The organism is Chthoniobacterales bacterium, from assembly GCA_035274845.1.
Lineage (GTDB): Bacteria > Verrucomicrobiota > Verrucomicrobiia > Chthoniobacterales > UBA10450 > AV80.
This window is the reverse complement of the sequence record DATENU010000024.1, coordinates 369,123-394,625: the sequence shown is the minus strand read 5'-3', so window position 1 is coordinate 394,625 and position 25,503 is coordinate 369,123. Positions and strand designations below refer to the sequence as shown.

Sequence of the window (25,503 nt, the reverse complement as noted above, 5' to 3'; positions counted from 1 at the left end):
GCTCTGTTTACGCCGGAGCGCCCCCGAGGGCGCCGGGGAGAGGTGGGGTGACGTCGGGAGCGACGACGACCTGCTTCGGCGGTTTTTCGGGAGGCATTTTCTGGGTGGGCGGCGGGTTGCCGGGAGGCGGATTGATGAGGCGGCCGTGCTCGATGATTTCCTTGATCTGGGCGCCGTCGAGGGTCTCGTACTCGAGCAACGCTTTGGCGATGGCTTCGAGCGATGCGCGGTGCTCCGTGAGAACATTCGTTGCGGTCTGGTAGGCATCGTCGATCAGCTTGCGGACTTCGCCGTCGATTTGTTCGGCGGTCGCTTCCGAGTAATCGCGGGCCCGTGAGATGTCGCGGCCGAGGAAGACGTAATCCTCGTGCTCGCCGTATTCGACCATTCCCATTTTTTGGCTCATCCCCCACTCACAAACCATCCGGCGAGCAACGGCGGTAGCCTGTTTGATGTCGCCGCGGGCGCCGTTGGTGACGTCGCCAAAAACAATTTCCTCGGCGACCCGACCGCCCATCCCGACGGCGAGGCCGGCGATGAGCTCGTTCTTGCGGTTGGTGTACTTGTCCTCCTCGGGCAGCCACATGGTCGAACCGAGCGAAGGACCGCGCGGGATGATCGTAACTTTGTGAAGCGGCTCCGTGTGCGGCAGCAGTTCGAGGAGCAGGGCGTGCCCGGCTTCGTGATAAGCGGTGTTCGTTTTCTCTTTCTCGCTCAACGCCATGCTGCGGCGTTCCTTGCCCCAGCGGACTTTGTCGCGCGCTTCTTCGAGTTCCTTGAGGGTGATTCCCTTCAATCCACGACGTGCTGCGAGCAAGGCCGCCTCGTTGATCACGTTCGCCAATTCCGCACCGGAATATCCGGGAGTGCCGCGAGCCACGACCTGGAGATCGACGCCTTCGGCCAGTTTCACTTTCTTGGAATGCACGCGCAGGATTTCTTCGCGGCCCTTTACGTCCGGCAAATTCACCGTGATCTGGCGATCGAAACGGCCGGGACGCAGGAGCGCCGGGTCGAGAACGTCGGGGCGGTTGGTGGCGGCGATAATGATGACGCCTTCCTGGGTATCGAAGCCGTCCATTTCGACGAGCAACGCATTCAGGGTTTGTTCACGCTCGTCATGGCCGCCGCCCACGCCATGGCCGCGATGCCGGCCGACCGCGTCAATTTCATCGATGAAAATAATGCAGGGCGCCGATTTCTTTCCCTGCTCGAACATATCGCGAACGCGGGAAGCGCCGACGCCGACGAACATCTCCACGAAATCCGATCCGCTGATCGAGAAGAACGGCACATCGGCTTCGCCAGCGATGGCCCGCGCCAGGAGCGTCTTACCGGTTCCCGGAGGTCCGACCAGCAGGACGCCTTTCGGAATGCGGCCGCCGAGCTTCTGGAACTTTTTCGGGTCGCGCAAAAATTCAACGAGCTCCTGGACTTCATCCTTGGCTTCCTCGACACCGGCGACGTCCTTGAACGTGATCTTGTTCTTGTCCCGCGCCAGCATCCGCGCCTTGGACTTGCCGAAGTTCAACGCCCCCTTGCCGGCCATGCGGATCTGCTGGCGGAAGAGGAAATAGAGAACCAAAAGGAAAAGCGCGATCGGCAGGAAACCGACCAGGGTTTGGGCCATCAGGTTGGAATCGGTCCGAATGGCGGGCTGAATCCCGGCGGCGCTGAGTTTTTCCTGGAGATTGGTCGCGTAATTCAGGGCCACCGTCGTGCGGAAGGGGACCTGCTGGGCTTGGTTGGGCCCGATGGCCTGCTTAATGTAGGCGCCCCGAAGGGTCTGGGTCGGCCGGCCTTCTTCGTAAACGAGCTGAAGCGGGAAATTCTTGTCGACCACGATCTGCTTGTTCTCGAGCAATTCGAGGAAGCGATTGTAGGGGACGTCTTCGTAGTTCGCGTAAGCGCCGCCGCGGAAAAGAACGGCCAGGCCGATCAGGGCGAAAGCGATGGCGATGAGGATGACGCCGCGCCAGTTAAAGCTGGGCTCGTTCCCGCGGTTTTTGTTGTCCTTTTGCGAGTTGCGATCAGGCTGGGCCATAGGATGTGCAGCCCGCTTTTGGCGGGCGCAAAAAGGCTAACATGATCTTTTGCCAATGCAATGAGACCATGGTCTTACGGGGTGGAGACGGCTCGCCGCGGCGAGCCGTTGGGGACTGGCCACGCCAACAGGCCGGCGCGAGGGCGCGCCAGCTCCAAGCGCGCGCATTGCGGTTACCCCCTCCGTGCGGTAATTTTGCGCGACCTTAACCATGACCGCCCTAGCAAGAGTCGCAGATAAGATCGACCGCGCCGTGCAGAAGGTCACGCCGTTTGCTTATCGCATTCAGCGAAGAAGCCGGCGCTGGATGCGCCGCGCGCTCCGCAAACCGCGCAGCGTTTCGGAAGGGCCGAACCTCCTGCCGCTCCTCATCCAGGTGCTCGCCAGTTTTTCGAAAGCCGACGGTGTTTTGCTCGAGGAGGAGATCGACTCCAGCCTCGGGTTTCTTCGCTACGATTATCCAGAAGCGGTCTACTCCGAGCTCCGCCAGCTCTTCCGCCAGGCGCTTTACGAGCAGCAGGACCTCTCGGCCATGGCGCAGAAACTGTCCGCGCAGCTGAGCACCGATCGCAAGATCATGCTCGGCGTTCAACTTTACGACCTGATTTCGCAGGCGGGCCTGAAACAGGAGCAGGTGGTCGCGTTTTACTCCTTCATGTCGCAGCTCGGGATGGCGGCCCAGGCGATCGATATCGTTTATCAGTTGAACGCTTCGGAGGATGCGGACGCCTCCATTTACCAGCGCGGCGCCTCTCCTCTCGAGTCGCTCTCTTTCGGGACCAACGGTGCGGCGGACGTCGTCCTGAAAAGCCTGACTGAAAACGACCGGCTGCTCGCCTTTCGCTATCACGATTTGATCCTGCTCAAGAATTACACCGGCCAGACTGTTTCGGTGCGGGGCCGGCCGCTCCTCCGCGGCGGTTTTTGCCGGATCTATCCGGGCCAGCGGATCCTGGTGGGCGATCAGTTTCTGACCTACCAGGAACTGGCGGCCTATTTCAACGCGAAGAAGAATGTTTCGCTGCCGCAAATTTTTGTCCGCGTCCACAAGGATGCGGATGAAGTGCAACTGGAACGGTCCCGCTCGCGGGAAAGCGCCCTGGAAGTCACCTTCGGTTTGAAGGTCCGGGTGAAAGCGTTGCGGGAAGTGGATGCCGTCCTCAACGGGGTGAAGCTGAAATCCGGCACCACGGTCGAGGCGACCCTGGAAGATCGGATCGTTTTTCACAACGACAGCGAAATGGACCTGATCGATTTGCGCCGGCGGGCGCGCGCCATGGGCGGTCGCTTTCAGCTCAAGGCCTCCAAATCCGAGTATCTCGTTTCCAACAATCCAAGCATGCTCGAGGAAGACGACATTCTTCTCTCGCCCGGCACGAGCGGCGATGTGTTGTTGAAGATTCTGTGCGATTACGACAAGCGCGTCGGGACCCTGGAAGTGATCGACGCCGACCGGCCCATCATGGTGGGCGAGACGCCGGTCAAAGGCACCACTCCTCTCCAGGATGGGGATACGATCCGGATCGATGTCGGGCAGTTTTTGCGCTGCAATTTCTCCGAGCGAATCATCGAGGAAGAGCGCAACATCATTCGTTCGCTCGAAGTGGTGGACATTACCCATCGGTTTGGGAATGCCGAGGTCGGGCTGGAGGGCGTCTCCTTTTCTATCAACCGGGGCGAGCTCGTTTGCGTGATGGGCGCTAGCGGTTCGGGGAAGAGCACGCTCATGAAAGTTTTGGGCGGACAACTCCAGCCGAGCCAGGGACAGGTGCTCCTGAACGACCGCCCACTTTACGAGAATCTCGACCTACTCAAGGGCTACATCAGTTATATCCCCCAGGAAGACGCCTTCGACGAACACCTCACGATCGGTGAAAACTTGCAATTCGCCGCCGCCATCCGCGCCCCCCATCTTTCCGGCCGCGATCTGACCCGGCGTCTCGAGGGCAAACTGATCGAACTCGGTTTGAACGAGCGCCGCGACAGCATCGTCGGGAGCCCGGTCAAGAAGACGTTGAGCGGCGGAGAGCGGAAACGGCTCAACATCGGTCTCGATATGATCGGCTCGGCCGACGTTTACCTTTTCGACGAACCGACCTCCGGGTTGTCGTCAAAGGATTCCGAGCACGTCATCGAGATCATTCGCGCGCTGGCCCACAACAAGATCATTATCGTCACCATCCACCAGCCGAGCTCGAAACTTTTCCAGATGTTTCACAAGGCGATCCTGTTCGATAAAGGCGGGCGCCTGGTCTTTTTCGGCACGCCCACCGACATGTTGCGCTACTTCGCCGAGGCGGAACATCAGCACCAGTTTGGCGCTGATCTCGGGGCCTGTCCCTCCTGCGGAACGACGCGTCCCGAGTTTATTTTCGACGTCCTGGAGACCCCGCTACGCGACATCAGCGGTGACATTATCTACGAGGAGAACACCCGCGGACAGCTGGTCGCGGCGCGGCGATATTCTCCGGAATTCTGGCGCGACAAATACGAAGCGTTCCGGCTCATCCAGGATGTGAAGCAGGTTTCGCTGCGCCGGGGGCCGCCGCCTCCGCTGCCCGCCGCGCCGTCGAACAAGCGCCGCTTCATCATGCGCTGGCGGGACGAGTGGACGCAGTTGCGCACCCTCCTGCACCGCTCGTTCATGAGCAAGCTGCGCAATCGGGCGAACCTCGTCATCACCATCGGCGTGGCCCCGGTCCTGGCCCTCTTGATCGCGACCCTGCTCCGTTATTCCGAACGAGGGGAGTACGACTTCGCGTCGGCCTATCACATTCCCACCTTCCTCTTCCTGAGCCTGATCGTGGCGATGTTCCTTGGCCTGACAAACAGTGCCGACGATATTATTCGCGATCGGGCCGTTCTTCAGCGCGAGCGCAACCTCAACGTTCGCCTGCCTTACTACGTCACTTCGAAATTCGTGTCGCTCGGCTTCTTCGCGATCGTGCAATGCCTTCTCTTTGTCCTGATCGCCAATTACATCCTCGAGATTCGCGGCATGTTTTGGCTCGATCTCGGCATCATGTTCATGACCGCCATGGGCGGCGTGGCGCTTGGACTCGTTGTCTCTTCCCTCGTGGCCGATCCCAAGACGGCGTCGAATATCGTCCCGCTGGTCTTGATTCCGCAGATCATCATGGGTGGAGCGCTCATCAAGTATGAGGACATGAACCGTAACCTGGCGCTGGTTTACACGTTCTCCCGCTGGTTTTCCGAGCATCCGAACTCGGAGCAGGGGAAGAAGATGAACAGCCGGCTCCAGGTGCCCTTCGTCTGTCAGTTCATCGCCATGCGCTGGTCGTATGAAGAGATGGTGGTGGCGCAGGCCAAACTGAATCCGCTCACCGTCCGCCAGGAACGAACCCAGGATGAGATCGATAGCCTGATCGCGAAAAAGGAGCAGAATCCGGAGTCGACCAAACGATTGGACGAATTGAAGGAAACGCTCGCGGTCCTGTCGGGCCTGGAAGCGAAAACGGCGGAAGAATTAGACGGCTATCTCGGAGTAATCGACGAGGTCCTGAAGCGCAAGCGCCCATTCAATCGGGCAGATTTCAAAGACGCGGTCGGTCCGGTCACTGCCGAACAACTTTACGTGAATCAAAAGGTCTCGGATCTGATTTCGAATGCGGAGATGGAACAGAGCGATTACCGGCGGGGCGGTAAGCTGAACGTGTTTTTTGGCGAGGAGAAGCGCTACCTCGGGATGAAAGTGAACGTGTTCATTTTCAACACGATTGTCCTGATTGGATCAACGCTGGGGCTGCTCGGCATTCTCCATTGGATTCTACGACGACAACTGGAAGTAAGGCGATCGTGATGAAAAAAATCGAAAATCGAAAATCGAAAATCGAAAATGCCCCCACCCGTCTCATGGTCGCGGCGAGCGAGCACGATCCCGACATGCTGTATGCGACCCGTTTTTTCGCGCCGGACGCTTTTATTTTCCTCGAGGAACGCGGGAAACGAACGCTGGTCCTGAGCGATCTGGAGATCGATCGCGCCCGCAAACAGGCCGAAGCGGACGAGTTTGTTTCCTACAGCGCGCTCGAGCGCGAAGTGCAGGGAAAGCAAAAGAAAGCTCCCGCTTACGAAAAAGTGTTGTCGCATTTTCTGCGGAAACGCGGCGTCCGCTCGGCCCTGGTGCCGGCGAGTTTCCCGCTCGGTTTTGCCCAGGAACTGGCTGCATCGAAAATCCGTCTTCGGACCAGCAACGGCCTCTTCTGGCCGGAGCGCGAGGCGAAATCAGAAGAGGAGTTGAAGCTGATGCGCCGCGCTCTCGCCATTACCGAGAGCGGTTTGGCGCGGGCAATGGAAGTCCTTGGCGCCTCCACTCCCGGCGCAGGCCGGAAGTTGTCGTGGTCCGGGCGCACGCTCACTTCGGAAATCCTGCGGGCCGAAATCGACTCAGCGATTCTCCGCGCCGGAGGACTTCCCGCGAACACGATTGTGGCCGGGGGCGATCAGGCGTGCGACCCCCACGAGCGGGGCTTCGGCCCGTTAAAGGCCGATTCGTTGATCATTCTCGATATCTTTCCGCGTGACGCGAAGAGCGGCTATTTTGGCGATATGACGAGGACGGTGGTGCGCGGCCGGGCGAACGAACAGCAGCGAAAGCTTTGGGAAACCGTGCGCAAAGGACAGGAAATGGCCCTGCGCAAAATGAAGCCCGGCGTCGATGGATTGACGTTACACAACGAGGTGAAGCAGTTCTTCACCGACCAGGGTTTTCCGACGGAGATCCGGAATGGCCGTCAGGTTGGGTTTTTCCACGGGACCGGCCACGGCCTCGGCCTGGAAATCCATGAGATTCCGCGATTCCAGAAGACGGTGTTCAAACCGGGGCAGGTTCTGACCGTCGAGCCGGGTCTCTATTATCCCGGGGTAGGGGGCGTTCGGATTGAGGACGTTGTGGCCGTGACCCAGTCGGGAACGCGGATGCTGTCCCGATTCGAGAAGCGGCTGGAAATCTGACGGGGCGCTGTGGCCACGGCGGTCTGTCGCCCCGACTGAGCGGGGGCGGCTACAGCGCTTGAACAAATCACGCTTCGAGCGGTCTAACCTTGCAACGACGTAATGGCGAGCGAAGTCGAGGGTCCTTTGGAAGACAAAGAGGGCCTTCGACTTCGTTTTACATCTAAAGATACATGACACTGCTCAGTTACATTTACGGCTACGGATTCGGCTCAAATTGGCTGATCCTGGTTGGGATCCCGATCGTGATCGGGCTCTGGGCCCAGTTCCGGGTCAGCAGCGCTTTCAACAAATGGGGCCAGGTGCGGGCCAGCTCGAATATCACCGGTGCCGAGGCGGCGCGCGAGATTCTGGCGGCGGCGAAAATCAATGACGTCCAGGTGGTCGAGACGAATGATTATCTCGGCGACCATTACGACCCGACCAGCAAGCGGTTGTGCCTTTCCACTAACGTTTTCAACACGCCATCGGTAGCCGCTCTCGGCATTGCCGCGCATGAAACCGGCCATGCCATCCAGCATGCCGCTGCCTATGCTCCGCTCAAGATGCGCATGGCTGTCGTTCCGGTGACCCAGATCGCCTCTAAAATGTTGCCCTTTGTCATTATTGGCGGGTTGATTTTCCACATGACCGGGCTGATCACCCTCGGCATCTACTGCTACCTGATCCTGCTGGCGTTCCAATTGATCACCCTGCCGGTCGAGTTTGACGCCTCCCGCCGGGCCAAAATCATTCTCCAGCAAATGGGCATTGTGCAGCCGGGCGACGAGGTCCTGGGCGTGAACAAGGTGCTTAATGCCGCGGCCCTGACCTACGTGGCTGCGTTCATCGCCACCCTCGGCAATTTGCTTTATCTCCTGTCCGTTCGCGACCGCCGTTAAACTCGCGTGGCGCCTCCTGAAAAAATGAATCCCACCATCGCCTTGCCGTCGCCGCGAAATCGCTTTGCCGATTTCTTATCGTCGGGCCTGCGCAAGCGTGTTAAGCCTAAGCGCAACGCGATGGAACAGCCGAGATCGGATGAAGACCAGCAGCTCGTCGCGCGGACCCAAGGCGGCGAGGCGGCCGCTTTTGACGAACTCGTGGTGAAATACACGCCCCGGCTCTACGGCCTGATCTACAACATGACCTCGAACCACGAGGACACGAATGACCTGCTCCAGGACGTGTTTTCGAAGGCCTACAAATCCATCGGCGGGTTCCGGGGCAAATCCTCGTTTTACACCTGGATCCACTCGATCGCGGTGAACATGACCCTAAACTTCCTGAAAAAGCGGGGCCGCCGTTTCCACTTGAGCCTCGACGACATGGACGCGAGCGTCCAGAACGACAAGGAGTTCCTCGAGCTGACGGCCACGAGCAGCCCGGTCCGGGAAGCGGATTTGTCCGAGCTCCAGCGAAGATTGAACGAGGCCATGATGAAATTGTCTGATGAACACAGAGCCGTGGTCACCATGTTTCACATTCAGGGGATGCCCCATGCCGAGATCAGTAAAATCTTGCGTGTTTCCGAAGGCACGGTACGTTCCCGGCTCTTCTACGCGAACCGGCAATTGCAGAACTATCTGGAGGAATTCCGGAAGAACCCAGTTTCCTAATCCCTGACCCAACGCCAATTTTTAGATCCACCGCTGCATGAATCCAATTAACGAAGACGAGATCGGCAAGCTATTGCGGCTCAAGAAATATGAGCAGCCGCCGCCGGGCTACTTCGATAATTTCCTGCACGAATTCCATCGCCGGCAGCGGGACGAATTATTGCGCGAACCGCTCTGGCGCATTTGCCTGCAGCGGACCCAGGATTTCCTTTTCCGCCTGAACCTTCCAGGGCTCACTTCCTATCCCGCCGCGGTGACGGCAATCCTGGTTTGTGCGGCGGTCATTTCCCTGAAACTTTACCAAGCCCCCGAGACGGTGAATGTCGCGGCCCAAAATCGCGCTCCCGCCATTGCGACTACGTTGCAAGATTCCGCCTGGAGCCTGTCCAATCCGGTCTCGACCCGCGATCTTGGCCCGTCGCTCGTTCGCACGGTCAAAGACAGCTCCAAAACTCACCGGGTCGCGGCGCCTCCGCGTTACGTGCTTGATAGTACGCCTGTGAGTTATGAAGCGGCTTTCAGGTTTTAATCTCAGGAAACGCACGTTTCCGAACCGCGGGTTGTCTTTCCCGGCAATGACCTTTCGTTTCCTGGTCGTTTTCCTTGCCTGCGGCGCCCTCGCGCGGGCTCAGGAGCCAGGGTCCACTGCCCCACCAGCTCAATCCGCGGAGCCCTCCACCACTTCGATCAGCCGCGAGGTCAAAGAAATTTTCGACAAGTCGGCCAAAGCCGTGGTGAAAATCCGGGGCACCGATCAGCATGGCGACCTTTCCGGGACCGGATTCTTCATCGATCCGGCGGGGACGCTTTACACCGCCTATGCGGTCGGCGGTGACACCGAGAATTTGACCGTCGAATTCGAAGGCAAAGTCCATCCCGCCCGGGTCATGATGTCGGACGTGCGCAGTGGGATCGCGATCCTGAAGGCGGATATGGCGACCCCCGCCCTCCCGATCGGCAAGTCCGAGCAAATGGAAGTGGCGACCCCCGTAATGACGATTGGGTTTCCCCTCGACCTGGCCAAGACGCCGAGTTTCGGCATGGTCGCCGGGTTCGACCGAAAGTTTCTGGGCAATTATTTTCGAACCACCCACGTGCGGGTGAATCTTCCGACGCAGCGGGGCGAAGCGGGCGCGCCTCTTCTTAATTTCAAAGGGGAAGTCGTCGGCATTCTCGTCATGACCATTGATAACGGTTCCGCCTGCTACGCCCTGCCCATCGACGCGGCCGAAAAAATTCGAAATGACTTCATCCGTTTCGGCGAAGCGCGCCACGGTTGGATCGGGATCAACGTCGCGGCCGCCGAGAAGCCGGTGGACGGTTCCACGGCCGAAATGACCGAGATCATGAAAGACACGCCGGCCTACGGATCGGGCATTCAGACCGGCGATATCCTTCTCCAGGTTGGCAAGACCAAAGTCCACCAGCCCGAGGATGTGATTGACGCATCATTTTTCATCACCGCCGGCGACACCGTCCCGATCACGGTCATGCGCGGGGATGAGAAATTGACCTTCGACGTCCAGGCTGATTTTCATCCGGCGAGCCGTCACGTGCCGATGGCCGCGACCTTGACCCCGAGCCAGGGAATTCCCCTTCAGCTCGACGCTACCCAACGGACGCCGTAAGGGTAGATCGTCCCTGCGGCGTCGTTACTTCCGGTAAACCGACTTGCTGTCCTTTGCGTAGGTTGTCTTTTCGCGCGGGCCACCCCACTTGATGGTGACCGACGCACTCACGATGTCGACATGCGCATCGTAAGTCCCAATGAGCTCGTGACGCTGGCTATCGGTGAAATCCGAGCGCGGCTCGTCAACGAAGATGTGCGCATAACCGACATCGAGGTCGAGCCAGTCACGCGGAGAATACTTGGCGCCGAACGAGAGCCAGTAACGGTTGTTATCCGGAATGCGGGGCGTGCGAAACTCAGCGCCCTGGATCGGAGTCTCGTCGTAGGCAAAGCCGGTCCGCAGCGTCAGGGCCTTGCAGGCGTACCATTCAAACCCGACGGAATAACGCATCGAGTCGTCATAATTAATGCCCAGCACGTTAGGCGGTGTGCCGGGATTATCGAAAATGATCGGCACTTGCTGGAGTCGGCTCCAATGCGTCCAGCTCACGTCGCCCATGATGGCGTACTTCTTCAGGAACCGCTGGTAAATGCTGACGTGCAGAATGTCCGGCAGATCGAGGGGCGCCGTGACTCCCTGATCAAAGAAGACCGCCTGGAACGCGCCCGGCTGCGGAAACGCCGGGAGAGGCGGAGCTCCCGGAGCTGCGATCAGCGGAACCCGGCGGAATTCCGCGTCGCCTTCCAAAGTATGATCCATCTTTGACCGATAACTCACGCCGATGCGGCCATCCTGGAAGCATCCATCTTCGCCTTCGCCGGCCTTACGGTATTCGAAAAGCGCGCCCAGCGTGAAACCAATGGCCCAGTCGTCGCCCGTAATTTCCGTCACGCCATCGCGCCCGCCGGGAACGAAAGCGGCCGCGGTGTAGGCGGTGCGCGTCGCCGAAATGATACCGGGGATCTGCGCCGGCGGAACGCCTTGCGCCGCGAGGACTGCAGGCAAGGCGGTAAAGAACTGCCCGAGCGGTGTCTGGGCAGCGAGGCCGAAGTCAATCGCCTGGGTCAGCCGCGCCGAGGCGTATTGAATGTCGAGGCCAGCGCCGAGAGAGAGCCGGCCATACCGCCAGGCCAAAGTGGGTTGGATATCGATGGTAGTAAGCTTGGTCCGGAGCGCGGCGTAGCGGCCTACCCAGTCCGGCTGGTAATCGGTCTCCAATCCAAACGGAGTGAAGACACCAATTCCGGCGGTGATGTCGCCGTAGCTGCGGTCACGCACCAGCGGTTGGGATAGATACAGGTTCCCGAGGACGTGATTGATCCCGGCGTTTCCACCGTTGCCGCCGGTCACCGGCAGTCCCGCAAACGGTGTGCCAGGCAGGTCGTAGCGGGATCCCTGGTTGGTGAATTCGTCGGACGGCAGAATCGCATGAAGCCCCATCTGAAATTCCCCATGATCCAGCCGCGCGAGCCCGGCAGGGTTGAAGAATAACGTGGAGGCGTCTTCCGCGCTGGCCGCGCCCCCGGCAAATGCGGTCCCGAGGCTGCTGACACTTTGTTCGCTTAACTGGAAACTGCCGCCGTAGACGGCGAGCGGAAGACTCAGGACGATGACAGAGGAAACAACGCGGAGAAGAATGGACTGGCGCACAATGCGTTTGGCTATCCATCTCGCTTGCCGAACACAATCCTAAAGTATCCTGCCGCGTTGATTTCTTACGCCAACATCTGGCGAAATTCGGCTTCGTCGAGAATGCGAACGCCAAGCTTTTTCGCCTTTTCGAGCTTGCTCCCCGCTTCCTCGCCCGCGAGCACGAAACTCGTCTTCTTGCTCACGCTGCCGCTTACTTTCCCGCCCCGGGCCCGAATCAGCTCGGCGATTTCGTCGCGCGATTGACTGAGCGTCCCGGTGATGACCCAGGTCGTGTTCCGAAATCCAGGCGCGGCGCCTTCCGCTTTCGGTTCCGCGTCAAAGCGCAGCCCGGCCTTCCGCAGTTTCTCGACGACCGCCAGGTTGTGCGGTTCGCGAAAGAACTCGTGAATGCTCTGGCCGACCACTTCGCCGACGTCCGGGATTTGTTGCAGCTCCTCGACCGAGCTTTCCCGAAGGGCGTCGAGGTTCGGGAAATGATCCGCCAGGGCGCGCGAGGCACTGACCCCGACGTGCAAAATGCCGAGGCCAAACAAGAGCCGCCAGAGCGGACGTGTTTTGCTGCGCTCGATGGCGTCGATCAAATTGGCGACGCTCTTTTCCCCCATGCGTTCCAGTTCGAGCAGCGTTTCGGGTTTGAGCGAATAAATGTCGCCGACATCAGCGAGCAGCTTTTGTTGGACGAGTTGATTGACGGCCGCTTCACCGAGGCCTTCGATGTCCATCGCTCCACGTGACGCGAAATGCTCGATTCGCCGCCTCACCTGCGCCGGGCATTGGCTGTTCACACAGCGGATCGCGACCTGGCCTTCGTCCTTCACCACCGCGCTCCCGCATTCGGGGCAATGCTTCGGCATCCGGAATTTCTTCTCGGTCCCCTGGCGCAAATCGGTCCGCACGCTCACGACCGCGGGAATGACTTCGCCGGCTTTTTCGATCAGCACGGTATCGCCGATGCGAATGTCTTTGCGTGCGATTTCCTCTTCGTTGTGCAAGGTCGCGCGGCTGACGGTGCTGCCGCTCACCACCACCGGCTCGAGCGCCGCGACCGGCGTCAGCGTTCCAGTTCGCCCCACCTGAACGAGGATGTCGAGGAGCCGGGTCTCGACGCGTTCCGCCTCGTACTTGAACGCGATCGCCCAGCGCGGCGATTTGGCGGTGAACCCGAGCACCTCGCGTTGCGAAAAGGAATCGACTTTCACGACGGCGCCGTCTGTTTGATAAGCGAAGTCGTGGCGGATCCGATCCAGCTCATGGATCGCGCGCAAAATTTCATCCACGGAATCCGCCAGCCACCATTTCTCGCTGCCCGGCAGTCCGAGTTTTTTGAGCAACGCGAAGAGCTTGGAGTGCTGGTCGAGGGTCAGGCCTTCGATCAGGCCCGTGCCATAGCAGACGAGGCCGAGTGGGCGTTTCGCGGCGATCGCCGGGTCGAGTTGTTTCAGCGATCCGGCCGCGGCATTGCGCGGATTGGCGAACTCGGGCAGTCCCGCATCCCGGCGTTCCGCGTTCAGCTTCGCAAACCCGGCCTTGTTCAAATACGCCTCGCCGCGGACTTCGAGAATTTCCGGCACATCGCCCTTCAACTGCTTCGGGACGGAGCGGATCGTGAGAATGTTCTGCGTAATGTCGTCGCCGACCGTGCCGTCACCCCGGGTGGCGGCATACCGCAGGTGCCCGTTTTCGTAAAGGAGCGACACGGCCACGCCGTCCACCTTGGGCTCAATCACGACCGGGATTTTTTTGTTCGGCAACAGTCGCTCAAGCCGGCGGTAGAAGTCGGTGAGCTCTTCTTCGGAATAGGTGTTGTCGAGACTGAGCATCGGCACGCGATGCGTGATCTGGTCGAATGCCTTAAGCGGTTTGTCGCCGATTTGCTGGGTGGGGGAGTCCGGTGTCGCCAGTTTCGGAAACTGCTTCTCGAGGTCCTTTAGCTCGCGATAGAGCGCGTCGTATTCGCGATCGCTGATCGTTGGCGCGGCCTCCTCGTGATAGCGGCGATTATGCTCCTCAATTTCTTTGCGCAGCTGCGTGATCCGCCGGGCCGCTTTCGTTTCGTCTAACGCCATCGCGCTCAGAATAAGCCTCAAGGACGGGCGGTTTGAAACCGCCGTTTTTCGGCGATTTCAAATCGCCGCTCCTTGAGGCGCCCCTTGCAATCCGGGGCGATATGCAGTTTAACCATTACCAACCGTGAGCGAGCGCATTCTCGGCGTGGAAGGCGGCGGGACGAAAACGTCCTGGGCACTCGTCGAATCGGAAGGCGGCTCCTTTTCCGTAACCAAACAAGGCAAGCTGCCTCCGTCCAATTTCCGACTGGTCTCGCCCGAGCGTTTGCGCGCGATCTTCCAGCAGATGCCACGGGAAGCGGACCGGGTAGGAATGTTTCTCGCCGGCTGCGCGACCGAAGAAGACCGGATCGAATTACGGAAACTGGGAGCGGAGATCTGGCCGAACGCGAAGATCATAGCGGGCAGCGATCGCGATTCCGGTCTGGCGGCGGCGCTGGGCCGAGGCGACGGGATCGCGGTCAATGCCGGGACGGGCGCGTCGGTCACGGGCCGGCGCGGCGACCGCATCGAAAAGGCAGGCGGCTGGGGCCATATTCTCGGAGACGCGGGCGGCGGCTATTCACTGGCGCTCCAGGCGCTTCGCTTCATTTTGCGCGAATACGATCTCCACCGCGGCGAAGCGCAATTCACCGCCACCATCCTTCGCGCCTTGAGTCTCAACAGTCGCGACGATCTGGTTCGCTGGGCCCAGACCGCGGACAAGAACGACGTCGCCGGTCTGGCGCCGGTCGTTTTGGAATGCGCGATGAATGGCGACGAAAGCGTCATGAAAATAGTCGAGGAAGGGGCCGGGGTCCTGAGCGAGTACACGTCGGCCGTAGCGACCCGCCTCGGTTTGCTCGCCCCGAAAGTGATTTTGCTGGGCGGTCTTTTCCAGCGCGACGGCGTTTATGTTCACGCCTTCAAACGGCGGTTGAAAAAGAACCTCTCGGACGCGCGGGTCTCGATGAGCGACCAATCGCCGGAGCTCGGCGCGGCCTGGCTGGTGGCGCATGCCGACGAGCATCCAGCCGTGACGGTGAAGCCGTCCGCCGCGGAGACCGAGAATCTGGCGCGAGCGCTGACTGAGCAACGCAATCCGCGCTCGGAAAATCTAGAGAAACTCGGCGCGGAGGCGCTGGTCGAACTCTTTGTTGAGGAAGAGACCTTCGTCCAGGAAGCGCTTCGGAAAGAGAAAGCTTCACTCGCGCGCGCGATCGAAATGGCGACCAAGGCGTTGCGGAACAAAGGCCGGCTCTTTTACGTCGGCGCGGGAACGAGTGGGCGCCTGGGCGTGCTCGATGCCAGCGAGATTCCGCCCACATTCAGTGCTTCGCCGGAAATGGTGCAGGGAATCATTGCCGGCGGTATGGCCGCGCTGTCACGGAGTGTCGAGGGCGCGGAAGACGAATCGGGGAGCGGGGCGCTCGCGATCCAGGAGCGTGGCGTGACCGCCAGCGATGTTGTCTGCGGGATCACGGCAAGCGGCCGGGCGCCGTTTGTTCTGGGCGCGCTGACCGAGGCGAAAAAGCGTGGCGCCCAAACGATCCTGTTGACCTGCAATCCGCAGCGGGAGCGGCGGCCGGATTGCGATCTCGAAATCGACCTCGCGACTGGTCCTGAATTGCTTACCGGCTCGACCCGGCTGAAGGCCGGTACCGCAACGAAGGTTGCGCTCAATCTGATCAGCACAGGCGCCATGATCGGCCTGGGCAAGGTGCGCGGGAACCTGATGATCGACCTGACAACCTCGAACGCGAAGCTGCGCGATCGCGCGGTCCGCCTGGTAGCGAACCTGGCGAAGTGCGATCAGGCGCAAGCAGCCGAGCGCCTGGAAGCGCACGGCTGGAATGTCCGGGCTGCCCTAGGCTAGAGCTCAACCGCGCGCGATCTCGCGAAAGAACCGGTCCTAGTCCGGTTCACTGCTGATCAGGCGTCTTTATGATCCACTGGTAATTTGGGAGGTAGGAGATCACCTGGTAAGGACTGGATTGATTACAAGCGGACAGGTCCGTGATAAGAGGAGACGAATTGCTCGAGTTGCCCTGGACAAAAGGACCACCGTCGACGGACACCAGCCAATCGACTACACCAATCGGCGGCAAAACGCCGGTCATGCAATAGTTCGACTCGAACGTTGGCCCCCAGAATCCGCATCCCCCACAGACGTTGCAATCGTGCAACAAGGCGGGGCGATCAAACTCGACCTCGTCAAACAATTCCCATACGCCAGTTACATAGTTCCAAAGGGAAACGCTATTTTTGAAGTGGGTGGCAGTACTTGAATTTCCTGATATTTGATCCAGTTCACTACCTTCCGTCAAAGTGCCAGTGCCTCCGGTGCAGCCGGTAAAACTAGTCGTAAGGTTTCCATTATTAGTCGTCCCGGTATAAGAAATATTTTGACCGCCAGCGCTGCTGATAACCTGAACCGTGCCAGAGGAGGGAAAGGCATAATTGGGATTCACATAAATAGTCGATTGCGGTAAAGAAACTCCGCCCGAAGCCGCCGCTATGGTGGTGGCACGATTGTTACACGTAAGCTTCACTTTGGCAGGTCCCGCAGTCCTAACATTGGAAAACCGATATCGCATCACGGAACGAGTTTCGCCAAGAATCACGCGCGTCCCAATATATGGGTTCACCGTGTCGGGATTGAGGAACATCTCGGTAGTTCCTCCGTACAATTTGAATACGGCGTTGCCGCCGTAGTAGAAGAAAAGGACCTCGCTGCCATGAACCATGTGAGGGGTCGTGCTGGTGAGGTAGAAGTTATTGTATGGTCCCAGGCCTTTTGGGTAAACAATCCATTCCGCCTCAATGGTGGCTGACCCAGGGCTATTTGTGAATGGATGAAAATTGCTCGGCCAGTCGAAATGGACCAGAAATGCGCCGCCAAAGGCGACGCTCGTAAACGCCAAACTGCAAAGAAGTATGGGTAAGAGGAAGCGCTTCTTTCCTCTGGGCAACGATGGGGTTTGAATTGGGTTCATTCTGATTTTGCTCCTTGTTCGCTCGATGGGCTGTTGGGGTGGTTGGGGCCGCCATCGAGAACTCGAGCAGGCTCGCGCGCTGGCGGGGAAATGACGCCTGGGGGCTTCATCGCGGAGCTGTTTTACTCAATTTTGACCCATGGCGTCAATTGCCGTTCGGGATGCCATTTTCCGAATCATGACCCGCGAGCGGAGTAATGGTCAGTCGACACGCGCAACGAGTGGTCGACTCGGTGCCGCAGGTGAGGAACGATGACCGTCCTCGCGCGCGAGCCAAAATGGAGCCGAAGAAGGATCGTTGCCCTATCGCTGCGCGATAAGCCGCGAGCGATGGACGCGGTGATGTTTCGCGATCTGCCGCTTGTGGCTCCGCCTGGTTACCTGCGCCGCGTGCCTTCGGTGGTGCACCACCGGCTGGACAGTTTTGCTGTCCTCGGTCTGAATTTGCTCGGTGAACGATTCTGAATCGCGAAAATCGTCGCCCACAGAATAACGGGCAAAGACTTCCGGCGTGACCAGCCGCGAGCAGACATTTCCGCTGTGATAGCGCAGGACGAATTGGTAAAGCCCCGCCTCCTTCGCCATCCAATACTCCTTGGGCGGGACCAGGATCGGTTTACGCGAAGTCCCGGTCGGGCCGCGAAAAACGAAGGCGTGCACGCCCGGGCAGTCAAAGACCTCCACGAAAGGCAGGAGTCGCGACTTTTTTTCCACTACGATGGCCGCGGACGCGCCCCCGGCGAGCAGGCTGGCGAGGAGAAGGACAATGAGAAGTTTTGTACGCATAGCAACGAGGTTGAATCGATCAAACGCGTTGTAGTCATTTCCAATCCTGACCGCCAGCTATTTCCACCCGCGAGAATTATGAAAAATCTTTAAGCGCACCCGCGCGTCCATTTTCGAAGCAATAGCAACCAACCGAGGAAAATAATATGCTCTGGACTATCTTCGTTATCTTGCTGGTGCTCTATGTTCTAGGACTCGTCAGTTCCTATACAATGGGCGGTTTTATTCATCTTCTGCTCGTCATCGCAGTCGTCGTTCTGATCATCAATTTGATCTCCGGCCGGCGGGGGGTCTGATCCGGCGTCGCCGGAGGTAATGAAACCCGCTGGAATTGTCGGGATCATCCTGATCGCGATCGGCATCATCGCCCTCGCTTACGGGGGCTTCAGCTACACGAAACGCGAGAAGATTATTGATGCCGGTCCCCTCCAGGTGAGCGCGGACCGAGAAAAGACCGTCCCGTTTCCGCCCATCCTGGGTGGTATCTGCCTGATCGGCGGAATCGTGTTGGTCCTCGCCGGGAACAGGAAAGCGTAGGCGAGCGCTTCGGCCGCGTTTTCCGCCAACGGCTTGGAGCCGGCACGCCGTCGTGCCGGAGGGATTGCGCTTCGATTCATGTCTTCCCCCTCCATTTGTCTTGGCGGCCAATCTCGCATTAGTCTTTTCCTCGCTTTCCCGGCCTGATTGAATCATCGGCCATGCGCGGGGCTGACCGCTCGGGGATTCGCTGGCTTCAGGCCGAGCTTCCGGAATTGGTCGCGAGCGGTGTCCTGAGCGCCGAGGCGGCCGACGCCCTGCGGCAGCATTATTCCTCCGCGCCATCGGATTCGCCGCGCCGGATCGGGTTTGTTCTCTCCGCGATTCTGGGCTCGTTGCTGATCGGCGCCGGGATCATCCTCCTCGTCGCGCATAACTGGGATTTTTTCAGCCGGCCGATCCGGTGCGCGATCGCCTTTACGCCGCTGGCGCTCAGCGTCGCGCTCGGTGGTTTCGTCTTGTGGCGTCGAAGCGGTTCCCCCGCGTGGCGGGAGAGCGCCGCGATCCTGAATGTCGCTGGGATCGGCACCGCCATCGCGCTCGTCAGCCAGACCTACCAGATCCAGGGCGATTTCGCCCGATTCATTCTCGCCTGGATGCTGCTCGCGCTGCCGACGGTTTATCTCTTCCAAAGCAGTGTCGGGCTCGCGGCCTGGTTTGTCGGCGCCACCGTCTGGGTCATGTCGTCCAAGAACAGCGATTTACTCGGGTTCCGTCCTAACGACCTTTGGGTCTGGCCGATTCTCGCGCTTGGTCTCCCCTTGTTTATCTCGATCTGCCGCGAGAACCGTAACGGTTATCGGGCGCTGCTCGCCCTGATCGCAATCGCGATCGCGGCCGCGTTTTCACTGGGCCAGACCGACGAGTTGGGCGCGCAGTCATTCTGGCGGTGTTCGTTCGCGGCCTACTGGACCATTGTCTATCTCGTCGGCGCGGTTTGTTTTCGCGATTGGCGCGCGACCCGGCCGCATCCGTTCGTGGCGATTGGATGGATCGGAGTTCTTTCGATGACAATCGTTCTCTCCTTCCGCGACACCTGGCGCACTCACTCCTGGCAAACCGCGGTGGACTTCACGACGCGTCATTATCCCGATGCGCTTTCCGCCGGCATTCAAATTGCGTGGGTGGCCGCGGCGCTCGGCCTCGCTGGCTATGGCTGCTGGAAAGTGAGGGAGACGAATCTCGCGCCGGCTGCGCTTACGCCGGTGGCGCTGGCCGCCTGGCTCATCGCCAAACGCTTCGGTGATCCGCTCGTTCCATCTTTACTCATGAACGCCTTCGCCCTCGGTCTCGGCATTTTCACTCTCCTGCGCGGAATTCGGGCCGGCCGGGTATTCGAGGCGAATTTCGGGATGCTCGTTATCGCCAGCCTGGCGACGGCGCGATTTTTCGACAGCGACTTCGAGTTCGTCGTCCGGGGCATTGCGTTTATCGCCATCGGGCTTGGGTTCTTGGTTACGAACCTGGTCGTTTTGAAAAGGAAAGCGCGCCCGTGAAACACTGGCGGCTCATCGTTTTTGTTCTGGTCGCGCTCGCTCAGCTCGCGGCGCCGGCTTCGCTGATTTGGAAACGGGAAACCACCTTGCGGAGCGGCAGCGTTTGGAAATTCCGAACCGCTCCCGTCGATCCGGTGGACGTCTTTCGCGGTCGCTACGTCGCGCTTCAATTCGACATCGAAACCCAGGAGGTGACCCGGCCTGCCGCCGCGGGAAATCACGAAACATTTTTCGTCACCCTTAAACAGGGCGCTGAAGGCTTCGCCGAAATCGACCAGGTTTCGGTAGTGGCGCCCGCCCGCGATGATTTCCTCACGGTGCAGTTAAGTGGAAACAAAGTCGCGCTGCCGTTCGACAAATATTGGGTCACTGAACGCGATGCGCCCGCAGCCGAAGCTGCCTACCGCGCGCAAAGCCGGCGGGATAAGCGGAACGCTTTCGTGACGGTCCGCGTCTTCCGCGGTGACGCTGCCATCGAGATGCTCTATCTCGATAATAAGCCGCTCGGCGATTATCTGCGGGCGACCGCGAAATGAGCCGCAACTACCCGCCCGCCTTCAGCACGGCGAAGGTTTTGCTTCCTTTGCGATCCAGGTAAAGCAAAACGCCTTTCCGCGGGTCCGCCTTGTTCAAGGCTTCGCGGAACGACGCCACCGTCGTGATTTTCTTGCCGTCCACTTCCGTGATCACATCTTCGCGCTGGATGTCCTGGGCTGCCGCCAGGCTGTTGTCCGCCACGTCGGTCACGATCACACCCTGGTCCACTCCGAGTTTCAAACGCGTCGCGACTTCTTTGGTCAACTCCTGAACCTGGAGCCCGAATTTATTCGAATCTTCCGGCTTCGATGGAGTTTGCTGCGGGAGCTCGTTTGAGGCGCGGGAGATGTCGTTAGGCAGCTCGCCCGTCGTCACCGGGATCTTGAGCGTCTGGCCTTTCCGCCAAACGGTGAGCTCGACGTTCTGGCCGATCTTCTTTTTTAGGATTTCGCGCTGGAGCTGGATGTCGGTGCTGACCGCCGCACCGTCCACCTGGGTAATGACATCGAATGGGCGGAGATCGCTTTTGTAGGCCGGGGCGTCCGCTTCGATCGTGCGCACGACCACTCCCTTGTCGAGGCCCTTGAACAAATCGCGAATCGACGGGTCGTCGCCCAGCGATTCGATCCGGATGCCGAGCCAGGGCCGCAGAATTTTATGACCAGCGATGAGCTGTTGGCCGATTTCGTTCGCGAGGTTACTCGGGATCGCGAACCCAAGTCCGCGATTAAGCCCGTTGATGAGCGTATTCATTCCCACCACTTTCCCGTCGATATCGCAGAGCGGTCCGCCGCTGTTCCCCGGATTGATCGACGCGTCGGTCTGCAAATAATCCGAGATCGAATAGCCGCCGGTCGCGATCAATTTGCTCCGGCCCTTCCCGCTGATCACGCCGTAGGTGAACGTGTAATCGAGCTTGAACGGCGCCCCGATCGCGAAGGCGAACTGCCCCACTCGCACTGCCTCGCTGTCGGCAAATTGCGCCACCGGCAGGTTGGTCGCCTCAATCTTGATCACGGCGACGTCGGTCTTTTCATCCGTGCCCACCACTTTTGCCTGAAATTCGCGACCGTCCTTGAGCTTCACGTCCACCCGATCGGCGCCCTCGAGGACATGGTAGTTGGTGAAGATAAAACCGTCGGCGCGCACGATAAACCCGGAGCCTTCGCTTTGAATCGGCTGCGGCGAGCGCGGCCCCCGCCGGGGGGCATTGTCGTCCTGCGGCGGCGCTTGGAAGAGATCCTCCAGAGTGGGATTTTCGCCGCTGTCGTTCTTTTTGGTCACTTCGATAATGACCACGGTTGGCGCCACGATTTCGAACACCTTCGTAAATGCGCTATTGAGCTGGTGGACGACGTCCTTTCCGGCATCGGCTGCCGCCGGGGCGACGGTTGCGCTCGGGCCGCTATCGGGTTGAGCCAGCGGCGGAGCGGCGCGTCCGGAAACAGCCGCCGCGGCCAGGGCGAGAATGAGAAGAGTACGCATGGTTTCGGACTTGGACAGGAACTCTACGGCACCTGTTCAATTGGCGATAGGGGTGGCTTCATGTCTTACCTCTTGCTCTTGGCTCTTGCTCTTCGGGTGGCTGGGGAGAGAGCAAGAGCAGGAGCAAGAGCAAGAGTAAGAGAAGGAGCAGAAACAGGGGAGCGCGCACCTCGAGGTGCGCACATTGACACGATTGTTAAGGCCCTTAACGTTTTCCCTCACAAAACTAAAATGCTTACTCTTGCCCCTGGGAAAATGGATGGAAAAGAGTTCGTTTCGCACGCGCCCGGCTATTGGCCGGCGACTCCGCTGGAACTCTGGAACGATTGGAAATGGCAGCTCAAAAATCGGGTCACTTCCCTGGCTCAACTTGAGCAGCACCTGGAGCTCTCGAATGAGGAGCGCGCCGGCGTGCTCCTTTCCGGCGACAAGCTCGCCCTGGCCGTTACCCCGCACTTTTTTAACCTGATCGAGCGCGATAATCCTGATTGCCCGATTCGCCGCCAGGTCATCCCGCGGATCGAGGAAACCTGGACGTCGCCCTACGACATGGTCGACCCGTGTGGGGAAGATTCCCATATGCCGGTGCCGGGATTGGTGCATCGATATCCCGATCGCGTCCTCTTCCTCGTGACGGACCGTTGCGCGAGTTACTGCCGGTATTGCACCCGGAGCAGAGTGGTCAGCGGCGCCGGCGAACAGGAATTGCACACCGATTTCGAGGAGGCCTTTCGTTATCTCGAACAACATACCGAAGTGCGCGACGTCCTGCTTTCGGGTGGCGACGCCCTCCTCTTCAGCGACGACAAGCTGGAGAAAATCCTGAGCCGTTTGCGGGCGATCCCACACATTGAGTTTCTCAGAATCGGCACCCGCGTCCCGATCTTCCTGCCGCAACGCATCACTCCCGAGCTCTGCGCCATGCTGGCGAAATACCATCCGCTCTGGATGAGTGTGCACGTTAATCATCCCCGGGAGCTGACCGTGGAAGTGAAACAAGCCCTCGAACGGCTGGCGAACGCCGGCATTCCGCTGGGCAACCAAAGCGTTCTTCTCGCCGGCGTGAATGACAACATCGAGACGATGAAGACGCTCGTGCAAAAGCTCCTGATGTGCCGGGTCCGACCGTACTACATTTACCAATGCGACCTGATCACCGGCTCATCTCATCTGCGCTCCTCTGTCGCGAAAGGAATTGAGATCATCGAAGGCTTGCGCGGCCATACGACCGGTTACGGTGTGCCCCAGTTCGTGATCGACGCTCCCGGTGGCGGCGGCAAGGTGCCGATCAATCCTGGTTACGTGTTGTATCACGACAACGAGAAGATCGTGATCCGCAATTACGAAGGCAAAATCTTCGAATACCCCGAGACCGGCGCCGATCCATCCGTTCAGTTCGCTCCCCAGCGCGAGTACCACGACGAGTATCTTTACTCGTAGCAGCTACTTCACCGTCAGGGTGGTTTTCATTCCTTTGGCGGTATGAAAGTCCACCGGGCAGGTGACCACATACGTGCCGGGCTTCAGATTCACTTCTAATGTTTGCGTTTGCCCAGGCTTCGGATTTGTCGCCAGCTTTTTGTTAATGCCTTCGCCTTTGATCGCGAAGCTATGCGCATGTTTGCCGGCGTTCTTGATTACGAATGTCGTTTTACCCGCCTTCACCGTGGACGGCATCTCGAATTTATATTCTGACATCGTCACGTTGATTTTTTGACCTTCTGCCGCCCGCGATATTCCCGTGCAAAAGGTGACCGCAGCGATAACCAAAATTAATGTCTTCATACCATTATATCGGCTGCGGCTCGCAGATCGGTTCGTTGTTGATCTTTGGTTTTCGTTAGGTCGAGCGAAGTTATTTTCTTTCGTAAACCACCTCGCCGCCGATCACGGTCATGGCGCACTTGGTCGTCAGAATTTCCGGCTCCGCGATCTTCATGATGTCGGCGGAAAGGACGGTGAGATCGGCGAGCTTGCCGGGTTCGATCGAGCCTTTGTCGTTCTCTTCGAAGGCGGCATAGGCCGGAGCGAGGGTGAACATCTTAAGCGCTTGCTCGCGGGTAACGGCCTGCTCCGGGTGCCAGCCATCGAGCGATTCGCCTTTGATGCTCTTGCGGGCGACGGCGGCGTAGAATTCGATCATCGGTTCGCCCCGTTCGACGGGAGCGTCGGAGCCGCAGCAGATGATCGCGCCCGACTTAAGGAGGCTTTGCCAGGCGTAGGCGCCGGCGAGGCGTTCTTTGCCGAGACGAGCCGGCGCGAAAAAGAGGTCGCTGATGGCGTGGGATGGTTGCATCGACGCGATGACATTGATGCTGGCGAAACGCGGGATGTCTTGCGCGCTGAGAATCTGGGCGTGCTCGATGCGCCAGCGCGGCTCACGCATTTTTCGTTTTGTGTTTGGGACGGCGATCATCGCTTTTTCGTAGAGGTCGAGGATGAGCCGGTTCGCGCGATCGCCGATGGCGTGGGTTTCGATCTGAACGCCTTTCCGGAGTGCTTCCTCGAAAATTGGCTGGAGTTCAGATTCCTTTTGCGTGAGGTAGCCTGAGGTTTCCGGCGCGTCGGAGTATGGCTCCAGCAATGCCGCCCCGCGCGAGCCGAGCGCACCATCGAAAACGACCTTGATCGTCCGCTGGGTGAAACGGTGATCGAACTGGTTAAGCACCGGGCCGTCTCTTAATAATGCTGCTCCGGCCGGTCCGGGCGCGTAGACGGCGTTGTAAACCCGAATCTTGCATTGGCCCGCCTCCAACGCCTGCCGGATCGGCGGAAGATCTTCGAGATTGCTGCCCGCATTCTGAATCTCGCACCAGCCTAACGACAGCTCGCGCTTTACGCCCACGACGAACGCTTCCCGGCGCTCCGCTTCTGTCGGTTTTGGAACATTTTTGTGGACCAGTTCCTGGGCGTGATCGAGCAACATGCCGGTCGCTTCCCCGGTTCCCTTGTCGCGCAAAATTTCGCCGCCAAATGGATTTGGCGTTTGCCTGTCGATTTTCGCGATGCGCAAGGCAGCGCTGTTGGCGATCGCGGCGTGGCCGTCCGCCCGAGTCAGGAAAACCGGATTCTCGGGCGCGATCTTATCGAGATCCGCGCGGGTGGGGAACTGCGCCGGTTTCCAGAACGTCTCGATCCAGCCGCGGCCGGTGACCCATTTTCCCTTCTCCGTCTTCGCGATCCGCTCCTTCACTTTCGCGAGAAAATCTTCGAGCGTGTTCGTGCCTTCCAGGTTCAAAGTCAGCTCGCGCTCGCCGATGCCGAAAATGTGGCAATGCGAATCCGTCAGGCCGGGGACGACGGTCTTGCCGCCGAGATCGACGGTCCGGGCCGTCTCGGTCTGATATTTCTTCGCTTCGGCGTTTGAGCCTACGAAAACGATTCGATCACCCTTCACCGCAATCGCTTCGGCTCGTGGCTGGTGTTCGTTCATCGTGTAAATGTTTCCGTTGATGAAAACAGTTTGGGCCGTTTCCGCGCGCCCCGGCCCGGCGAGAGCGAAGCAAAGCGCGAGAAAAAGAAAAATCCCTGATCTGTTCATGCCATTCATCTTCACGATTCCGGGGCGGAAGGTCGAGCGCGCTTCGGATTGGCGAAAAAAGACCGCAAATCCTGTGAATAGTTTTTCATTTATCGGTTTTGCTTATTCGGCGCTTTTCCGTATGAGAAGAATTGTTGCGTCGTTTTTCGAGGGAAAACGGACGGAAAAACAAATTTCTTTTTGCCAATGAGATGTCGATTTATAGACTTGCCGCCTTCCCTCCGGTGCAATGCGATTTAA

Annotated in this window: 21 protein-coding genes; 13 read left to right on the top strand and 8 right to left on the bottom strand. The window is 59.3% G+C overall.

Annotation, left to right across the window (positions count from 1 at the left end; translation table 11 throughout):
• Positions 1-7: 7 nt before the first annotated feature.
• On the bottom strand, positions 8-2,044 hold the full coding sequence (ftsH, locus tag VJU77_19670; protein ID HKP05579.1) for an ATP-dependent zinc metalloprotease FtsH: 2,037 nt from the start codon (positions 2,042-2,044) through the stop codon (positions 8-10).
• Positions 2,045-2,255: 211 nt separating this feature from the next.
• Between ftsH and VJU77_19665 the strand changes: the two genes are divergently transcribed.
• The 6 genes from VJU77_19665 (at position 2,256) to VJU77_19640 (ending at position 10,244) form a co-directional block, all read left to right on the top strand.
• Positions 2,256-5,864: an ATP-binding cassette domain-containing protein gene (locus tag VJU77_19665; protein ID HKP05578.1), complete on the top strand. Its 3,609-nt coding sequence runs from the start codon at positions 2,256-2,258 to the stop codon at positions 5,862-5,864.
• Positions 5,864-7,018 (top strand): Xaa-Pro peptidase family protein, encoded by a 1,155-nt coding sequence (locus tag VJU77_19660; GenBank protein ID HKP05577.1) that lies wholly within the window; start codon positions 5,864-5,866, stop codon positions 7,016-7,018. The genes VJU77_19665 and VJU77_19660 overlap by 1 nt, the downstream gene beginning before the upstream one ends.
• A 173-nt stretch (positions 7,019-7,191) precedes the next feature.
• A complete protein-coding gene (locus VJU77_19655) occupies positions 7,192-7,899 on the top strand; it encodes a zinc metallopeptidase (protein HKP05576.1) in 708 nt (235 codons plus the stop codon).
• Between the two features lie 120 nt (positions 7,900-8,019).
• Positions 8,020-8,616, top strand: coding sequence for a sigma-70 family RNA polymerase sigma factor (locus tag VJU77_19650; protein ID HKP05575.1), 597 nt, complete (start codon positions 8,020-8,022; stop codon positions 8,614-8,616).
• A gap of 37 nt (positions 8,617-8,653) precedes the next feature.
• Entirely contained in the window at positions 8,654-9,145 is a 492-nt protein-coding gene (locus VJU77_19645) for a hypothetical protein (protein ID HKP05574.1), read from the top strand.
• Between the two features lie 46 nt (positions 9,146-9,191).
• Entirely contained in the window at positions 9,192-10,244 is a 1,053-nt protein-coding gene (locus VJU77_19640) for a trypsin-like peptidase domain-containing protein (protein HKP05573.1), read from the top strand.
• 24 nt (positions 10,245-10,268) lie between these two features.
• Here the strand turns inward: VJU77_19640 and VJU77_19635 are convergent, their stop codons facing one another.
• Both VJU77_19635 and ligA read right to left on the bottom strand, forming a co-directional pair.
• Positions 10,269-11,837 (bottom strand): OmpP1/FadL family transporter, encoded by a 1,569-nt coding sequence (locus tag VJU77_19635; protein ID HKP05572.1) that lies wholly within the window; start codon positions 11,835-11,837, stop codon positions 10,269-10,271.
• Positions 11,838-11,902: 65 nt separating this feature from the next.
• Positions 11,903-13,906 carry an NAD-dependent DNA ligase LigA gene (gene ligA / locus VJU77_19630; GenBank protein ID HKP05571.1) on the bottom strand — a complete coding sequence of 668 codons (2,004 nt, stop codon included), beginning with the start codon at positions 13,904-13,906 and terminating at the stop codon, positions 11,903-11,905.
• A 124-nt stretch (positions 13,907-14,030) separates the two neighbouring features.
• On the opposite strand from ligA, the gene murQ reads away from it, so the two are divergent.
• Positions 14,031-15,761 carry an N-acetylmuramic acid 6-phosphate etherase gene (gene murQ / locus VJU77_19625; protein HKP05570.1) on the top strand — a complete coding sequence of 577 codons (1,731 nt, stop codon included), beginning with the start codon at positions 14,031-14,033 and terminating at the stop codon, positions 15,759-15,761.
• Between the two features lie 46 nt (positions 15,762-15,807).
• On the opposite strand, the gene VJU77_19620 is transcribed toward murQ, so the two are convergent.
• On the bottom strand, positions 15,808-16,881 hold the full coding sequence (locus tag VJU77_19620) for a hypothetical protein (GenBank protein HKP05569.1): 1,074 nt from the start codon (positions 16,879-16,881) through the stop codon (positions 15,808-15,810).
• 303 nt (positions 16,882-17,184) lie between these two features.
• Positions 17,185-17,667: a hypothetical protein gene (locus tag VJU77_19615; protein HKP05568.1), complete on the bottom strand. Its 483-nt coding sequence runs from the start codon at positions 17,665-17,667 to the stop codon at positions 17,185-17,187.
• A gap of 146 nt (positions 17,668-17,813) precedes the next feature.
• On the opposite strand from VJU77_19615, the gene VJU77_19610 reads away from it, so the two are divergent.
• The 4 genes from VJU77_19610 (at position 17,814) to VJU77_19595 (ending at position 20,236) form a co-directional block, all read left to right on the top strand.
• On the top strand, positions 17,814-17,963 hold the full coding sequence (locus tag VJU77_19610; GenBank protein HKP05567.1) for a lmo0937 family membrane protein: 150 nt from the start codon (positions 17,814-17,816) through the stop codon (positions 17,961-17,963).
• Between the two features lie 19 nt (positions 17,964-17,982).
• Entirely contained in the window at positions 17,983-18,204 is a 222-nt protein-coding gene (locus VJU77_19605; protein ID HKP05566.1) for a DUF3185 domain-containing protein, read from the top strand.
• Between the two features lie 161 nt (positions 18,205-18,365).
• Complete coding sequence (locus tag VJU77_19600; protein ID HKP05565.1) at positions 18,366-19,700, top strand: DUF2157 domain-containing protein; 1,335 nt, start codon at positions 18,366-18,368, stop codon at positions 19,698-19,700.
• A complete protein-coding gene (locus tag VJU77_19595; protein HKP05564.1) occupies positions 19,697-20,236 on the top strand; it encodes a GDYXXLXY domain-containing protein in 540 nt (179 codons plus the stop codon). The genes VJU77_19600 and VJU77_19595 overlap by 4 nt, the downstream gene beginning before the upstream one ends.
• A gap of 7 nt (positions 20,237-20,243) precedes the next feature.
• Here VJU77_19595 and VJU77_19590 read toward each other — a convergent pair whose 3' ends face one another.
• Positions 20,244-21,722, bottom strand: a complete 1,479-nt coding sequence (locus VJU77_19590) for a trypsin-like peptidase domain-containing protein (protein ID HKP05563.1) — start codon at positions 21,720-21,722, stop codon at positions 20,244-20,246.
• Between the two features lie 231 nt (positions 21,723-21,953).
• Here VJU77_19590 and VJU77_19585 point away from each other — a divergent pair, with 231 nt between their 5' ends.
• Positions 21,954-23,162 (top strand): KamA family radical SAM protein, encoded by a 1,209-nt coding sequence (locus tag VJU77_19585; GenBank protein HKP05562.1) that lies wholly within the window; start codon positions 21,954-21,956, stop codon positions 23,160-23,162.
• 3 nt (positions 23,163-23,165) lie between these two features.
• Here the strand turns inward: VJU77_19585 and VJU77_19580 are convergent, their stop codons facing one another.
• Together VJU77_19580 and VJU77_19575 are read right to left on the bottom strand one after the other, a co-directional pair.
• Positions 23,166-23,507: a cupredoxin domain-containing protein gene (locus VJU77_19580; GenBank protein ID HKP05561.1), complete on the bottom strand. Its 342-nt coding sequence runs from the start codon at positions 23,505-23,507 to the stop codon at positions 23,166-23,168.
• 70 nt (positions 23,508-23,577) lie between these two features.
• Positions 23,578-25,155, bottom strand: coding sequence for an amidohydrolase (locus VJU77_19575; GenBank protein HKP05560.1), 1,578 nt, complete (start codon positions 25,153-25,155; stop codon positions 23,578-23,580).
• A gap of 19 nt (positions 25,156-25,174) precedes the next feature.
• Here VJU77_19575 and VJU77_19570 point away from each other — a divergent pair, with 19 nt between their 5' ends.
• Positions 25,175-25,453 (top strand): hypothetical protein, encoded by a 279-nt coding sequence (locus VJU77_19570; protein HKP05559.1) that lies wholly within the window; start codon positions 25,175-25,177, stop codon positions 25,451-25,453.
• The last annotated feature ends 50 nt before the right edge of the window (positions 25,454-25,503 follow it).

Excerpts from the sequence above, each read along its gene's own strand:
- VJU77_19580 (HKP05561.1), bottom strand. The coding sequence starts at position 23,507 with ATGAAGACATTAATTTTGGTTATCGCTGCGGTCACCTTTTGCACGGGA.
- VJU77_19660 (HKP05577.1), top strand. The coding sequence starts at position 5,864 with ATGAAAAAAATCGAAAATCGAAAATCGAAAATCGAAAATGCCCCCACC.
- VJU77_19570 (HKP05559.1), top strand. The coding sequence starts at position 25,175 with ATGAAAACAGTTTGGGCCGTTTCCGCGCGCCCCGGCCCGGCGAGAGCG.
- VJU77_19640 (HKP05573.1), top strand. The coding sequence starts at position 9,192 with ATGACCTTTCGTTTCCTGGTCGTTTTCCTTGCCTGCGGCGCCCTCGCG.
- VJU77_19645 (HKP05574.1), top strand. The coding sequence starts at position 8,654 with ATGAATCCAATTAACGAAGACGAGATCGGCAAGCTATTGCGGCTCAAG.
- VJU77_19655 (HKP05576.1), top strand. The coding sequence starts at position 7,192 with ATGACACTGCTCAGTTACATTTACGGCTACGGATTCGGCTCAAATTGG.
- VJU77_19600 (HKP05565.1), top strand. The coding sequence starts at position 18,366 with ATGCGCGGGGCTGACCGCTCGGGGATTCGCTGGCTTCAGGCCGAGCTT.
- VJU77_19665 (HKP05578.1), top strand. The coding sequence starts at position 2,256 with ATGACCGCCCTAGCAAGAGTCGCAGATAAGATCGACCGCGCCGTGCAG.
- VJU77_19620 (HKP05569.1), bottom strand. The coding sequence starts at position 16,881 with ATGAACCCAATTCAAACCCCATCGTTGCCCAGAGGAAAGAAGCGCTTC.
- ligA (HKP05571.1), bottom strand. The coding sequence starts at position 13,906 with ATGGCGTTAGACGAAACGAAAGCGGCCCGGCGGATCACGCAGCTGCGC.
- VJU77_19650 (HKP05575.1), top strand. The coding sequence starts at position 8,020 with ATGGAACAGCCGAGATCGGATGAAGACCAGCAGCTCGTCGCGCGGACC.
- ftsH (HKP05579.1), bottom strand. The coding sequence starts at position 2,044 with ATGGCCCAGCCTGATCGCAACTCGCAAAAGGACAACAAAAACCGCGGG.
- VJU77_19610 (HKP05567.1), top strand. The coding sequence starts at position 17,814 with ATGCTCTGGACTATCTTCGTTATCTTGCTGGTGCTCTATGTTCTAGGA.
- VJU77_19585 (HKP05562.1), top strand. The coding sequence starts at position 21,954 with ATGCTTACTCTTGCCCCTGGGAAAATGGATGGAAAAGAGTTCGTTTCG.
- VJU77_19575 (HKP05560.1), bottom strand. The coding sequence starts at position 25,155 with ATGAACGAACACCAGCCACGAGCCGAAGCGATTGCGGTGAAGGGTGAT.
- VJU77_19605 (HKP05566.1), top strand. The coding sequence starts at position 17,983 with ATGAAACCCGCTGGAATTGTCGGGATCATCCTGATCGCGATCGGCATC.
- VJU77_19615 (HKP05568.1), bottom strand. The coding sequence starts at position 17,667 with ATGCGTACAAAACTTCTCATTGTCCTTCTCCTCGCCAGCCTGCTCGCC.
- VJU77_19590 (HKP05563.1), bottom strand. The coding sequence starts at position 21,722 with ATGCGTACTCTTCTCATTCTCGCCCTGGCCGCGGCGGCTGTTTCCGGA.